General features: G+C 38.5%; 13 protein-coding genes and 1 tRNA gene. 3 read left to right on the top strand and 11 right to left on the bottom strand.

Annotation, left to right across the window (positions count from 1 at the left end; all coding sequences use genetic code 11):
• Window positions 1-311 precede the first annotated feature (311 nt).
• From ELS83_RS20915 to ELS83_RS20935, 5 genes are all read right to left on the bottom strand, one after another.
• Entirely contained in the window at window positions 312-827 is a 516-nt protein-coding gene (locus tag ELS83_RS20915) for a DUF3124 domain-containing protein (RefSeq protein WP_171597499.1), read from the bottom strand.
• 117 nt (window positions 828-944) lie between these two features.
• On the bottom strand, window positions 945-2,138 hold the full coding sequence (locus ELS83_RS20920; RefSeq protein WP_171597500.1) for an aspartyl protease family protein: 1,194 nt from the start codon (window positions 2,136-2,138) through the stop codon (window positions 945-947).
• 18 nt (window positions 2,139-2,156) lie between these two features.
• A complete protein-coding gene (locus tag ELS83_RS20925) occupies window positions 2,157-3,155 on the bottom strand; it encodes a hypothetical protein (protein WP_171597501.1) in 999 nt (332 codons plus the stop codon).
• Window positions 3,156-3,249: 94 nt separating this feature from the next.
• The gene (locus ELS83_RS20930; RefSeq protein ID WP_171597502.1) at window positions 3,250-4,335 is read right to left on the bottom strand and encodes a hypothetical protein; all 1,086 of its coding nucleotides are present in this window, start codon (window positions 4,333-4,335) and stop codon (window positions 3,250-3,252) included.
• A 144-nt stretch (window positions 4,336-4,479) separates the two neighbouring features.
• The gene (locus tag ELS83_RS20935; protein ID WP_171597503.1) at window positions 4,480-4,998 is read right to left on the bottom strand and encodes an SPFH domain-containing protein; all 519 of its coding nucleotides are present in this window, start codon (window positions 4,996-4,998) and stop codon (window positions 4,480-4,482) included.
• 281 nt (window positions 4,999-5,279) lie between these two features.
• On the opposite strand from ELS83_RS20935, the gene ELS83_RS20940 reads away from it, so the two are divergent.
• Window positions 5,280-6,872 carry an RluA family pseudouridine synthase gene (locus ELS83_RS20940; RefSeq protein WP_216616736.1) on the top strand — a complete coding sequence of 531 codons (1,593 nt, stop codon included), beginning with the start codon at window positions 5,280-5,282 and terminating at the stop codon, window positions 6,870-6,872.
• Between the two features lie 101 nt (window positions 6,873-6,973).
• Window positions 6,974-7,061, top strand: a tRNA-Ser gene (locus tag ELS83_RS20945).
• A 309-nt stretch (window positions 7,062-7,370) separates the two neighbouring features.
• Here the strand turns inward: ELS83_RS20945 and gwsS are convergent.
• The 4 genes from gwsS to ELS83_RS20965 all read right to left on the bottom strand — a co-directional run bounded on the left by gwsS (window position 7,371) and on the right by ELS83_RS20965 (window position 11,086).
• Entirely contained in the window at window positions 7,371-8,477 is a 1,107-nt protein-coding gene (gwsS, locus tag ELS83_RS20950) for a grasp-with-spasm system SPASM domain peptide maturase (RefSeq protein WP_171597505.1), read from the bottom strand.
• Window positions 8,478-8,658: 181 nt separating this feature from the next.
• Complete coding sequence (gene gwsG, locus ELS83_RS20955; RefSeq protein WP_171597506.1) at window positions 8,659-9,651, bottom strand: grasp-with-spasm system ATP-grasp peptide maturase; 993 nt, start codon at window positions 9,649-9,651, stop codon at window positions 8,659-8,661.
• Complete coding sequence (locus ELS83_RS20960) at window positions 9,632-10,777, bottom strand: hypothetical protein (RefSeq protein ID WP_171597507.1); 1,146 nt, start codon at window positions 10,775-10,777, stop codon at window positions 9,632-9,634. Before ELS83_RS20960 ends, gwsG begins: the two co-directional genes overlap by 20 nt.
• 114 nt (window positions 10,778-10,891) lie before the next feature.
• Window positions 10,892-11,086: a hypothetical protein gene (locus tag ELS83_RS20965; protein ID WP_171597508.1), complete on the bottom strand. Its 195-nt coding sequence runs from the start codon at window positions 11,084-11,086 to the stop codon at window positions 10,892-10,894.
• A 548-nt stretch (window positions 11,087-11,634) separates the two neighbouring features.
• Here ELS83_RS20965 and ELS83_RS20970 point away from each other — a divergent pair.
• Window positions 11,635-12,078 (top strand): GNAT family N-acetyltransferase, encoded by a 444-nt coding sequence (locus ELS83_RS20970; RefSeq protein WP_171597509.1) that lies wholly within the window; start codon window positions 11,635-11,637, stop codon window positions 12,076-12,078.
• 174 nt (window positions 12,079-12,252) lie between these two features.
• Here the strand turns inward: ELS83_RS20970 and ELS83_RS20975 are convergent, their stop codons facing one another.
• Both ELS83_RS20975 and ELS83_RS20980 read right to left on the bottom strand, forming a co-directional pair.
• Window positions 12,253-12,867: an alpha/beta hydrolase gene (locus tag ELS83_RS20975; RefSeq protein ID WP_171597510.1), complete on the bottom strand. Its 615-nt coding sequence runs from the start codon at window positions 12,865-12,867 to the stop codon at window positions 12,253-12,255.
• 306 nt (window positions 12,868-13,173) lie between these two features.
• On the bottom strand, window positions 13,174-15,098 hold a 1,925-nt coding region (locus tag ELS83_RS20980; protein WP_171597511.1), incomplete at its 5' end, for a T9SS type A sorting domain-containing protein.

Consider the following 15,098-nt stretch of genomic DNA (forward strand, 5'->3'; position numbering starts at 1 on the left):
TCTGTTTGGATCTATAATAACAAGAGACCTCATTTGAGTTTGAATTATAAAACACCTAATTTTATACATCAAAAATCCAGTGAGGCTAGCCTCACTGGATCATATAATTAATTTATAAATGTGTCAACCTATTTTAGGACGACTCACAAAAGTTTTGAAAATACAGGAAGAGGGATGATCCCGATTCTCGGGAGTAATATGTTCATGACGACTGAAGGGAGGAATAATCTCTCTCTCCGCTGAGGATAAGCATTGAATTAATGGGGATAATCAGCTAATCGAGAAGAAAAGACTTGATCACTTGCTCCAAATCACTCCAATATCTCAACACCCCTTGTAGTAAAAGATAAACCCTGCTGACCGTAGGTCGATATCATAACAGCTTCGAAGAGAGGTGGATTTTTCTTCTTTGTTTTTGCCCATTCGAAAACAAAATTGGCTCCCGATCCCCCTTCAAAATCCTGTTCTTCGATGATAATCTCGAGTGTTTCCAATGGTTTTAGGTAGATGGGTTTTTGAATGTATTGCCTGATATTCTCTCCAATGGTATTGTAGTAATCTGCTGTCAGAATATAAACTGTATCGCTTAGCGAGATATTGCGAATGCTTACGGTACTGGTCAAATCGAAGGTCTGGTGCTCATGAACATGGTAAATGTGCGAGTAGACCGGAAGGTAGGTTTTTCCATGATGGAAGGCATCGAAATTTTCAATTTTAGCCTCTTTATCCTTCCAATTGGCTTGTCCACCTGGATATTTATTCTGCTCTTTATTACTGCATGCACTTGCAATTAGAACAAGGCATAGTAGGGTAAAAAAGTTTCTCATCTGCTATCGCTTTTGTTAGTCGATTTTAAATTTACAATAAAATATCCGCCCGACGATCATGTGTTTTGAAATCCCTGTTAAGGAAAATGAACTTACGCACTCAATTTAATGCTGTTTTTAATCCTTTAAAGGAGTTTTCGCAAAACGATAATCCATTCTTTCTCCTTCCGAATTGATAGTTTGCATGTAAATATCTCTTCCAGATTTATGCCTGAAATAATCACAAAAATCATCTCCTTTTTCAAAATTGAGCTGGTCGATTTTAAGCACTTTCATATTTGGCCTGATTCCACTTTTATAGGCATTTGATCCTTCGATTACCGATTGCACATAAATTCCTTTTTCCTCTGAGTAGCCCAGTCTAAATCCAAGGAAAGCATCCTTCCTCTCCGTATTTTCCAGTTTCAAGAGGTGGAGTTTTTGATTCTCCCAGTCGATGCTTATACGAAATCTCGAAAGTAAGCCATTGCCGAGCGAAACAGTTTTCCCAGTTCGTATCATCACATCATTAAGCCCTTGTTGATGGAAACGAACTGAATCCGAATAGGTAATTTCACGATACAGATCAACCGCTTCACCAATAATTCCACTTTGCTTGCTTCCTTTCTCGATGAATGGATCACTAATAATTTTCCTCTCCTTAAGGGTCGAGAAAATTTCATTGCTCAAGGCCACAGAACCATTGGAACCATAATCTACCAATATATTTTTCACCTTTGCCTGCCCAATATTTACATCTATATAAATATTGTACTGAGCATCGCTTCGAAATGGGATGCTAATACTGTCTGTATCATCTGTCGCATCAATCGAACTGAATAAGGAAAGCATATTCTTCTCCTGATCTATCGTCCACTTGCAGTGTCGCATCAGGTTGGAACCCACAATTCCATCAATTTCCATACATGCCAGCAATGGGTTGGCCTGAAAATCCCCAACAAATGCGGTTTGATTCAGAAAAGTGGCTCCCCCGATTGAAATGGAATCGACCTGCACCCAATTCACTGCCTTCCTGTTGTGGTCACTGTCTTTAATATTTCCTTTGCTGATAAGTTTACACTCCAGGTCGTCCTGAATTTGCTGAGAAATACTAAAAGGAGCACCCGTATCGAAAAGGAAACGATAGGTCTTCCCTTCCAATCGAACCGGCACAATAATCAGTTTATTCTGTATCTCTATTTCTACATTTTCATTGATATTGGTGGATGCCAAACTGCCATAACTTATGGCTTTGTCCCATTTCACAGAACAGGCAGTAGTCAAGACCAACAAAATTCCTGTAAGCAAGTAGATAATGGTTTTATTTCTCATCAGCAATAAAATTAAAGCTTAGTTTTCATTCAATTTCTGAATAAATCCGTAGTGCTTTCGATATTTGTAAGTTCCATCTGGCAATTCATCAAAAGCCCTGTAAAAGATGTATTTATTATTCTTGTCGATCCCCTTAAACAGCTTACCAATACATTTTTGCATCTCAAGATTTTCCTGCTTTAGTCTAAGGGTATCCTTCAAGTCAATTTTTGAGTAATACCTCACCATCGGGAAGTTGCCCTCATCAACTCTTTGAGGATGGATATTAAAGATCTGAGGCTTAGTTTCTACCTGCTCAACACTCAATGGAAACACGTAAGTTTTATTGATCTCTTCCATCACCTTTTTCTGAAGGTCGATAAAGTCTTTTTCTTTCCTGTATTGAATATGCTGATTACCTGGCCTTAAACATTGCTGCCCGATGGCTAAATTGCTTGCAGCATCCACCAGCTCACCACTTTTGAAATAAGCATCAGCAATTTTATAGTAATCTATTGCCGTTTTATTGAGAATAGAATACTGTCCAAATTGAAAGATATTTAGCTTCCACTCATTGCCATACAATCCATAAATCAAGGTAATGAGCTGTTCATCTTCCGTACTTTTAGGCAACAAAATGGAGATGAACATCTTTTTGTTCATTGCTTTGTATTGGACAATATAATCATCCTCACTCTTTAAACCAGAAAAAATGGAGTTTGAGACATCTTTATTGGCGTTCTCGACATAAAACTGATCTTTCTTTTTAAAATCCTTTTCCTTAAGTGTACGACTCACAATTTTAAAAATGGAATCAATTTTATTTTGTCCTACATTTTCCAGCAATTTGTCAGAGAGTACACTTTCAAGACTTTTCGTATCATCCTGCTGAATGGCTTCAATTACTTTTAAATCCAGCTGGTTAATTTTCTTTACAATTGAGGCCGGAATATTATCGTTACGATAAGTTTGGTTCTTATTGAATTTACATCCTGCCAACAGGCCAATAAAAAGAATTAGTGTTAGGTATCTTATCATGATTAGGTGTTTTATCAATGTATTGATAGTTCTATTGTTTGTTCTTTTTTTATGAATTCATACAAGGCTCATCTAAATCTTCCTCCAGCATATCTTACAAACGACGCAATTCTTGTCCTCCATGAACGCCTCCAATGGCTTCAAATACCATTTCGTGTTCCAGTTCGCTTTTCCAGCCCATTTTCGAAAGCTCCTGCTTAACGGCCAATTCGTTTTTCCCTTTCACAAAATGATAGATGGTAAAATCAACTACCTCCACCGGAACTCTTTCCATCGAAATCTTAATGCTTGCGTTAAGCGTCTTGAGATAAGCAATCAGATATGTCAATCCAATTTGTACAGCCCAGAAAATGACTAAACCTATGGCACCCAGGTTGATTTCTTTTAAAGTAAAGCCATGCTCGATCCGCAATTTCATATATTCGAAAAACCCGATTGGCTCTAATGGATTTCTTGATAAAATCATTTGATATTGAAAGATTTGATTCATTACAAAAGTCAGCACAACAGCTCCAATCAGTACATTTTTAATGCTCGCCCACTTTGTATAATTACCCAGTTTCATTAATTCTTTTAAAGAAAATCCAAGAATAAAACCAGCACCAAGCTCGAAGAGTCCGATTACATATACACTTTCCATTGATAGAAATGCTATGAGATAGGCCAATAGTAAGGCAACAATCCCGATTCCTAATGCTGGCACCCACAACTGCGGTTGCCTGAAGTTTGCAGGAGCAGGAAGTTTTTCAGGAACTTCATAATCGTCCCAGTTGTCTTTTCTCTCTACCTCTTCCTGCAATTCTTTAAGTTGACTTTCGTCGTAAGTTTTTAGGATTTCGTTAAAGGCATAAATAAACAATTTAACTCTTTTGGAATTTTTCCCCAGGTCCCACATCTCATTGCCCAGTGATTCACTTTTCACCACTACTTTTCCCATAGGGTTTGCAGTGGCAACAATACCATGGGTCCATTTGTCGAAACTACCAGGTCGTTTTGCTTCAATTTGATGATCATCCTGGAAGACAACCTCCCAGGCCAATGCCTCAAAAGTTTTAGCTGCTATTTCAACAAAAATCCTTGGTGTAACTTTAATGCTGAACTCTTCCTTGTATTTGGGTGTAAAGTTGAATGAGTGTTTTCCTTTAATGGACTTTTCAAAATCCTGAAATTTTTGATCCATGAGTTAAATTTTTTTAGGGTGAACGATAAGATTATTGAATGTACTTCTTATTTATTATTTGATCTAAAAACCTGTAAGTGTGTAAGTTTAAAACTTTACATCTAAGTTCATTGTTAATAGAAAAACAGGCCATTAAACACTGATTTACTTCTCATAAAACTTCAAGTCAACAAGTTCCACACTTGCGTATTTTTTCAATTGATCATTGATGCCTTTTTCGATATCCGATAATTGATAGCTTCCATTTTCCAGTTCTGTATGTGTGTATTTAAAGGCAATCTCTCTTAATGCAGAAAGAATTTCAGGAACAAGAATTCGTTCCTTATAAGCCACAAGACCATCAACACCCAGGAAATTTGCCATATTTTCTACCTGTTTGCTCGATAATGAATAATTTAAGCTAAGCTGGCAGTACAGACTCCTCACATTGGATGATAGAACATCAAAATCTTTAATCGGCAATGAATCTGTTTGATTGAGTAGAACCAGCCTGTTATTCACATCAATTTTATGTGCTCCACTCTCTAAAACAGTGCTTTTATAATTGCTAAACACCACGCCAATTTCATTGTTTTTAATCAGAATTTCTTTCTGTTTTTTAGGATTTCCTATGCATGGAATGCTTAATGAATAAAACAGTAGGAAGAGGATTAGTGTGCGCATTAATATCTTTTATTGGTTCATTTTTACAACAAGCAGATTGCCAATGACAAACTGAAAAACAAGCAATCTGTTAAGGCTAATAAATTTACATATTATTTTATTATAGATATGATGTACCCATAAATTAAGAACAGGTTTAAATAGGTGCAATTACATAAAGGCTCACCAAATCAATTTTGTGATTTGTTTCCGGCAACAAAAAGCATTTCTTTTGCAGGAAGTAAATCATTCGACAAAGCAGCATGCACTCTTTCATCTCTTTTCATAAAACCAGTAAGGACATGGAACTCCCGGAGTTCTTTACCAATCCTTTTGATTATAGGCCTCATCCGTACTGTGTGCAGGCAGCTGAGCAATTGCAGGAAAAACTAGGCGAACCCGATAGCGAGAGCAAAGGAAAGATGTATGGTGTGCTGATTGTAAAGAACAAATCAGGTGAACTGGGTTTCTTGTCTGCCTATTCGGGCAATGAGCAATCGCAGTTTAGCGATATTCCTTTTGTACCACAGGTATTTGAAATTACCAATCCCAATGGATTTTTTCGCAAAGGAGAAGCAGAGCTGAACCAAATGAATGAAGCCATTCATAAAGCAGAGCATTCGGAAGAATACAAACAACTTTTGGAGGATTTAAAGGCTGAAAAAGAACAGGCAGAAATATTGGTAAACCAAGCCAAACTGGCCCTAAAACAAGCCAAGAAGGAAAGAAAGGCGAAGCGAAAGCAAGCTGAACAAGAGGCAGAGCATGAGCATATCCTGGAACAGTTGATCAGGGAAAGCCAGAGGGAGAAAAGCCAATTCAACCAAATCAAAAGAGCGTGCAAACAGAAGGTGGAAGCTGCAAAGGCAAAACTGGATGCCTACCAAAAAGAGGTAAATGAACTAAAGCAGGCTCGCAAAAAACGTTCTGCCCAATTGCAACAGCAAATTTTTGACAGCTACCTCTTTTTAAATGCAGAAGGAAGTGTAAAAAGTGCTTCTGATATTTTCAGGGAGACAGATGCAAAAGTGCCTCCAGCAGGTGCCGGCGACTGTTGCGCACCCAAACTAATGCAGTATGCTTACCAGAACGAATTGGAACCAATTGCCGTGGCTGAATTCTGGTGGGGAAAATCACCAAAAAAGGAAATTCGTAAGCATGCCTATTTCTACCCAGCCTGTAAAAGCAAGTGTGAACCCATACTTGGACACATGCTTAAGGGCCTGAAGCTTGAAAAGACTGCAAAAACAGTAAAGAAGCTCCAAATCGAAGTGCTTTACGAAGACGATGCCATTGCCATCATCCATAAACCTTCGGGTTTGTTATCGGTACCTGGTAAAGAGGAAAAGGAATCGGTTTACAGCCAGGCCAAAACAATCTACCCACAGGCCGAAGAGCCACTCATTGTTCACCGTTTGGATATGGCAACCTCGGGCATTATGCTTATTGCCAAAACGAAGACTGCACACGAAATTTTGCAAAAACAATTTTTGGATAAAAGCATACAAAAACGTTATGTAGCCATTCTGGATGCCATTGTCCCCCATGAGGAAGGTAGCATAAAGCTGCCTTTGCGGGTTGATCTGGAGGACAGGCCTCGCCAATTGGTTTGTTTCGAATATGGGAAAGAGGCATTTACCAAGTGGAAAGTGGTGGAACGTTCAATACATCAAAGCAAAGTACACTTCTACCCCATTACGGGCCGTACCCACCAATTGCGTGTGCACGCGGCTCATGCCGACGGACTGAACACAGCCATTGTGGGAGACGAACTGTACGGACAAAAAGCCGAACGTTTACTACTGCATGCAGAAGAGATTCGTTTTGTTCATCCTACAACAAACAAGGCAATGACTTATGTTTGCCCGGCGAAATTTGACCTGGAAAAAGATTAATTTCCATCTTTCATAGTAAATCTTACATTTTATGCAGCCAGTCTTTTTGTAATCTGCAATTTTATTCTACTTTTGTGGGCAACCGCAATTATTACAACACTGGAGAGGTGCAGGAGTGGTTGAACTGGCTCGCCTGGAAAGCGAGTATACGCCAAAAGCGTATCGGGGGTTCGAATCCCTTCCTCTCCGCTGAAAACACAGGGGTTTCGGAATATCCGAGACCCTTTTTTTATACCCTTATTTTTCTTTCGTTTGGTCGTTTTAGGACGGTTTTGTAACTTTCAAATGGGAAAAGTTTGCAAAATGTTTGCAAAAAAGTGTTTGCCCCCACTGCTGCAAGTCTGTGACTTATGGTTACACCAAAAATTGAAGACAGCTCCTTCAAACCAACAATGGAAAGCTTGTTACACGAAAGAAGCCACAGGAAAGAATAGATCTTACTGAACTTCCTTTCGTGCAGCAGCGAGTATTTATATGTAATCAGAATTTTCAACTAACCTACCCACCCCATAAATCCATATTAATCTGCTTAATTTTGATCAAGTCTGGGATGTAGTTGCCTCTATTGTTATAGGTTCCACAATGTTCTATCGGAACATATCCTTCCTCTCCTTTCCATTTGGCGATGTATGGATTGTAATTGCACTTTTCGGGTTGTGAGCACCTATTATTTTCTTTCTTAAGGTATGCCCTGCAGTCGCTACACATGTGCCTGAATTCACAATCTTTACAGACTTCAATATCATCTTTCTTAATGCTCCACATGCTTTTGAAATTGACATGCTGTAGGGCCTGCTCAATGCTAGTATCACAAATATTTCCAAAACTCTCCTTCATCGAAGGGCAATTTTTAATATTGCCATGTACATCTATGGAAACTTTCGCGTTTAAACAGGAATTATGAAGCCTCGATTCACAATAAGTTCTCATTTCAACAGCAAATTGAGCCTGTTGAATCAGACCGCACTGGCAATGAGAAGTGATGTGCTCCGTCGTTTCAAAGACAGTCGCTTGCTCTACATCCCGACGAGATCTTTTTGTAGAATTAGTCAGTATCAACAATCTTATTTTTGGAAACTCATGAAGCATTGAGTCGATAAATTCCTGGGAAAACCTATTAAGTACAATAAGCTCCAGGAACTTCATGTTTGAATCTGAAAATTGTATAAGAACTTCCTTAAACTGATCTTCTTCTACCGCCTCGAAGAATCGGATTTGAATATTTGGAATGGCGTATTTATTCAACTCACTTACAATTCTCTTTAAACGTACCAAAGGTTCTCTATTAAAATCGACTATTGCTGTTTCGAATTCGAAAGGGATGTTCCATTGCAGATCCAGTTCGGGAAATCGATCTAAATCCTCTTTTCTGCAGGGAAAACAGATTTCGTTTTCAAATAAGAAGTTAAAATAAGATTCAATATCAAGATGCTTGTACTTTTCATTAATTCCCGAAATGGGAAGGCCTTTTTCCTTGATCAAAAGATCGCACAAGTCATTCGGTATAAACCAGTAATCTTTCCTTTGCAGGTCGTAAATGGCAGAACGTGCAAATCCACGAACAGGAACACAACAAGAAAAAAGTTGATAATGGCTCTCACTCATAAACTTACAATTTTAGATATGGGCTTAGGATAAGTCCGAAAGCGATGCTTCGAGCTTTGCAGCCGAGGCATATTGATGAAATACATCTTACGGTTTGAAAAACCTTTCTTTTCAATCGGGGCTTCCTGTATGCAAAGTGGCATTTTGGCCTGCCTGGCAGCATCCTTTAACTTCTTTTGACTCATGAGTTAATTTGATCTAAAATTTGTTCTGCAATATGCTTTTCGATGTAGTAGTTGCAATTTTCACTAAGCATTTCAATATTGCCAACCGGGTTAATTTCGAGAAATACATACTCTCGTTCGGGGCTAAGAATAAAATCAATCGATCCGGTGTCTACATTCGCTTCCTGCATAAAAGCATGCACCATTGCCTTAATCTTCCCTGGCAACTCAAAGGGCACCATTCTATTCATTTTACTCCTATCGTAATTTCTATAATCCAGCTCTGTTTTTGTATTGTTTTGAGAGAAGATTGCCATGGCATATAGCTTATCATAGCTAACAAAAACCCTTATTTCTATCCATTTGGCTATTCTGGTTTGAAGCAGAGAGGGATAAAAACTTTGTAAAGGTGGAGCGCTCATTTCTTTGGTTCCCATATGCAGGAAGTGATCATCATGATGTATCGGAATAATATCACTCAATGGTTTAATGATACAGGCCTTCGTTCGAATAAAACTTTTTAAGCACTCCACATCTTCTGTCACCAGGGTATTTGGAATTTTAAAGCCAATCTTTGCTGCCAACTGCAGGGACGCTAACTTGTTCACTACCCTTTTTCGGTAATTGCCCCACGAATTTTTATGGCTCAAACAATCAATGATATATTCGCTACAAACCTTCCATTCCCAATTGATAAAGGTCCTGATGTTGTGATCTGCCAAGGGGAATCCTAAAGGATGATAGGGATTTTTCTTTCTTAGGCTTCCCCTTCGGTAAAAGTAGAAGTCAAGTTCATCGAGATTGATATTCTCATGTTTTGGCAGGACAGCAATCGAAACTTGACTTGAAGCAGCTTCCAATTTGATTTTATTGATTGTAATCTCATCCTCCGTATTCACCCTAATCAAATTAGGGCCGTTTGCATACAGAAGCCATTCCATAACCAGATCGGTACTATAATCTGCTTCCTCGCCAAGCACAAGAATGTTTTTATTCGAAGAACTGCTCATAATCTTGATATCCTACACCACTAATATTTTGAAAATCGCTCAATATAAAACCTTCTTTGTTTTGAGATTTCTCATAGGCATTACGAATTTTTAGCTCTTCTCTAGCCATATCCATAATTAAATCTCCATCTATTTTCTTTTTCCCTGATGACTTTAGAACTTCAATAATTGGGTCGAATGGGTAGTCTTTGTACCAGGTGTTTTGCAGGATATCTGTACTGCCTTTTTGCAATGGGAACAAACCAATTGCTCTACGGCGTTTGTTCATTTCAGCCCACTTCTCTTTACTGGTATGCGAATCCAAGAACAACTCTTTGTTGGCAAAATTTACCGTTACAATAATTTGCCCAAACTCGTTCTTTCGTGAAGAATCGCCATAAACAATAGCCGAGGCATAATGCTGAGGCAAGAAATCACCATCTAACACGGCCTGTTTCATTTGGTCTAAAAGTGGAATGGATTTTACATCCATGCTTCGGTAGGGAGCTTCCTGGTAGAGCTGCGGGCTCAATCTTAACTGATTTACCAAAAAGCAATAATGCCTTAATGGTGCACTTATCATTGAGATTTCTTTTTGTACATAGACACCTATAGGAGCAAATCCATATTCCTGGAACAAGTTGGACAATCGCCTGGCATTTTCATAATAGGTCTTGTGCATTTGTTTCACCTTGCCAGATTTGGCCGCCTCCTGATCTTTCAGGTGAATCTCTTTGAGTTCTTTGAGATATTTTTTATCAAAGGTCTTTAGATATTTTTTGCGCAATTTGGGGTATTCTTTTAAAAAAGCTTGCCACTCTTTTGTCTCTTTAATGGATTGCACTACCGGACTATCGAACCTTTTTAACTGATAACCATAGGCCACCATTTCTCGGGCATATTCGGCAGCTTTTATCGGGTCATTGGCATAAACTGCACTAAAAAATGCATTGTTTACATCTTTGAAAAAATGTTTCTCATAGGTATTGAAAATGCGCTCATAGGTCAACAAGGCTTCCTTGTACTTGTTGTTAATAATTTGTTTTTCGGCTTCCCAGATTTCCAAATGGTAATTGGCATAATTCTGTGCGATTAAATGTTGTAAGGAAAGAAGCAACAGTAGGCCGAGCAGTATATATTTTCTCATATGCTATAATGGTTTTAAAGTGTTTTAGGTTGGTACAAAATTGAATTGTATATTTCATGAGCTATGGAAAGCAAAACTGTAGCTATGCAAAAACGCATAGCTACAGAAATGAAGCTAGTATCCAAAAGTATGATCAAAAGTTCCATCATCGTATACACGACAATAGTCGAACTCTACTTCTCTTCCATCACCTGCCAGTCCTCCAGCTGTTTCACAAACATCAATAATTTCTCTTCCCCCTTTTAGCTGGGATAATTCATTGCTTTGTACTTTGTTCTTCTCGAACAACTTGTCATTTAATTTTCTCATAACAATTAAAATTTATGGTTAATATGAATGGCTATATGAAAACAATACATTCTCATATAGCCGTAGGTAATCATGAGCAAATCAAGAGCTTTATTCATATAACAGGAACACCACACCTGTTATGCTCTTAACCTTTTGTTTAACGAAGACTAATTTTAAGAGAATGATAACAGACAGGCAAGCGATATCGACAAACAGGTATTGAGCATCGACGAAGGCATACTGGGGATCGATTTGTGAAAATGGAAAGTGGGAATTTGAGGTGGTTTGAGGTGGCAGCGAGAAAAAAGGAATTTCAACTGGCGTAAGACTATGCTTTGGAATACATGATAAATTTAGAATAGCACCTATAAGCCCTCTAGAGAAGGATTGTTGTGCAGAAATTTCACGAAAGGATTCGTTCGGCAGCGGAGGAGCTGTATGACTCGACACCATTTTATATTTAGGCCGGTAAACCACCTCTTTCTTGGTTCAACTATAGATTATTTCTAAAAAGCACCTACATTTATTGTGCAAACAAAGCCTTGAAAAAAACCAAAAACACTGAAATGATTAGAGATTATACAAAGAAAGACAAACAAAGAGTAATTGAACTCTTAGTACAAAATATCCCTGAATATTTTGCCCCATCGGAGGAGGAGGATTTTGTGCACTACCTGGATCATGAGTTAGAGGATTACTTTGTTTATGTGGAAGGTGCTACAATTATTGGAGCAGGTGGTGTTAACTATTTTCCCGAAGAGAAAATTGCCCGCATTTCCTGGGATATGATTGATACCCACTCGCAGGGAAAGGGAGTTGGAAAAGACTTACTGCGCCACAGAATCAATCATATCAACAAGAAGAGTGGTATTGATTTTATAGAGGTTAGAACCAGTCAACTGGCCTACAAGTTTTACGAAAAAATGGGCTTTGCACTTGAAACAATTGAAAAAGACTATTGGGCAAAAGGTTTTGACCTTTACCAGATGAAAATGGAGAATAAAGGATAAGATCATCCAAAGCGCAATCCAGGAATGTAATGATCAACATTCACAAAAACACCTAAGCCTCATCTTATCAATTGTAATTTTTTATTTGCTTCTCTTCTTCGCTTATTAGAAAACAAAAATTCGCTACCACAAACAAGCAGTAACGAATTCTATCACATTTTTATATCCTAAAAACTAGTCTGTAAACATTCCAAATTTCTCTATCTCTTCCTTTGTCATCCAATGAATATCATCGGCAGGTGCAGCCTTTATGGTGAAGAAATAAAATTCTTCCGACCATTCTTTAGAGAACCCCATATCCTGATAATATTGAATATATGCTTGGTGTTCAGGGCTGTCATTGGGAAAATCTGTTGCCTGTTTACCTGATCCATCCGACCATGAATGAACACCTATGGCCGCCAATTCGTCTTTTGTGCGCTTTACTCCAGCCAAAAAGAAATCCACTCCTCCCGAAGCAATCATGCCTTTATTTTCAATATGAGTATTAATTCCGCGCTCATTTATCAGTTTGCTCACCTGTAAGTTTGTTTCATCATCGCTGGAACCTGGTACTTCAAGCATTCGTATAAGAGTAATATTTGGATGTCCTTCCATCAAGTGCTTAAAATCATCGAGTGTTCTCGATTTAATCTCACCATTCATTACAACCGTTGTATTGTCAGCTTGTACTTCAAAAATATCAAACTTCGATTGAAGCGAATAATCAACATCATCGTCCTTACTGCAAGCTATAATGTTAACACTCAAAAAAAACAGTAAAATTGCTTTTGTAAATAATTTGCTCATTCAATTCAGTTTTAATTAAACAATTGGTAGGCCATGCAGTTTTGATTTTGAAGTAACCATTCTAAAAGTTTGATTGAATCTCATGCTATGAACATGTCCTATCCTAATAGATAGACAAGAAAAAATGAAAAACCCCTACACATTTTTCAATGATTAATTCAAAGCATTGGATCAAAAATTATTTCGGCATCCGTTTGGAATAAGGTTTACACTTTAAAATTGTTTTGTTGAAAATCTGGGTTCTCTGAGATGTAAAAAAGGCTGCCTCCATCGAGACAGCCCTTTGCTAAATATTAAATACTGCTTTTATTTATTCACCACCATCAAACGTTTTGTTACTACAAATTGGTCTGTTTTAATGGTAATAAAGTAGATACCGCTTCTTAAGCTTTGAACGTTCAATCTCAAATCTTTGTATGCATCTACAGTTTGAATTACTTGTCCCGAAGCATTCGACAAGATGATCAATTTCTGATCGTGATCCGGGAATTTCAGGTTCACAAAGTCGGTGGCAGGGTTCGGATACATTTTCATTTGTTCTGCAAACACATCCTCAATTCCTGTTGCCTGGTCTACTGTAAATTCCTGTGTAGCCTGTGCATAATTGTAATTCTCGTTACCAGACTGGTAGGCACGAACAATAAAATTACCCACTGCATTCGGTGTTAACAGGTTTCCATTTAGTTCACCATCACCTTCTACAATTTCAAATTCTATCTCAAGTCCAGTGTCCGATTCAGCAATTAGCTCAATTGGCTCACCACCAAGTATGTAATCTTCAATTGGCTCAAAGCTGATGACCTGATCGGCCTTGTACACAAAGAAGTTTCTTGTTACCGCCTCAGCCGCTTCGTAATTCTCATTACCCAACTGACTTGCCTTTACAGAGATTTCTCCTGTTCCAATAATGCTTAACTCATTACCAGTTAAGGTAGCCGGGCCAGATACCAACTCAAAGCTTACTGCCAGTTCAGAAGAAGCACTTGCTTCCAATGTAAAGGCTGCATCGCCATAAGTTTTATCTGCAATTTCAGCAAAAGTGATTGTCTGAGCTGCTTTACTCACAGTAAAGGATCTTGCCACTTCTTCAGCTGCCTCGTATTGATCATTACCAGGCTGAACTGCCTTCACTGTAATCTCACCAACACCATTAATGGTCAATTCGTTTCCATTTACACTTGCAGGACCAGATACCAATTCAAAGTTCACTGTTAAACCTGAAGTAGCACTTGCCTGAAGTACAATCGGCGCATCGCCATAAGTTCGATCAGAAATCTCCGCAAATGTGATTGTTTGAGAAGCTTTGCCTACAGTAAATGTACGAATCACCTCTTCGGCTGCTTCATAGTTACTATCTCCCAATTGTATCGCTTTAACAGCAATTTCTCCTGCTCCCGTAATGCTTAATACATTTCCATACAAGCTGGCTGGTCCCGATATCAATTCAAAGCTTACAGCCAAACCTGATGAAGCGCTTGCCACTAAATTGATGCTGGTAACATTCGAAGGCTGATCAGCAATCTCATCGAAAGTGATGGTTTGACTAGCCTTATAAACCGTAAACACCTGTCGAACAGGAATCGCTGCCTCATAATTCTCATTTCCATCCTGGAAGGCTTCAACTTCAATTGTTCCAGCTCCTTCAATTACCAAATGAGTACCGTTAATGCTTGCCGGTCCACTTATAATTCTAAACCCTACTTCCATTACATGTGCTGCATCCGAGCTAGCATGTAAAGCAATGGCTTCATTCTTGAAGGTTCTGTCGGCAATGGCTTCAAAGCTAATGCTTTGTTTTGCTTTGAAAACTGTGAAAGTTTGAATCACAGGCTCTGCCTCCTGGTAGTTATCATTCCCTAACTGTTTGGCAACAATACGAATCTCTCCTGCTCCATCAATATTAATCGAGTTCCCATTTAAAGTTGCCGGTCCTTCCAACACTTCGTAAGTAATTGGCAATCCTGAACTTGCACTTGCCATCAAACCAATATTTTCTGGTTTGTATTCTCTGTCTGCCAATTCAGGGAAAGTAATGATTTGGGCGGCTTTATTTACAGCAAAAGTTCTTACCACTTCTTCTGCAGCAGCGTAATTTTCATTACCCAACTGAATTGCTTTTACAGATACAGAACCTGCTCCAGTAATTGTAATCTCGTTGCCAACTAGTGTAGCCGGACCAGATACCAACTCAAAGCTTACCGCCAACTCCGATGAAGCACTTGCCGTTAATT

It is taken from the genome of Marinifilum caeruleilacunae, from assembly GCF_013141825.1.
Taxonomy (GTDB): domain Bacteria; phylum Bacteroidota; class Bacteroidia; order Bacteroidales; family Marinifilaceae; genus Marinifilum; species Marinifilum caeruleilacunae.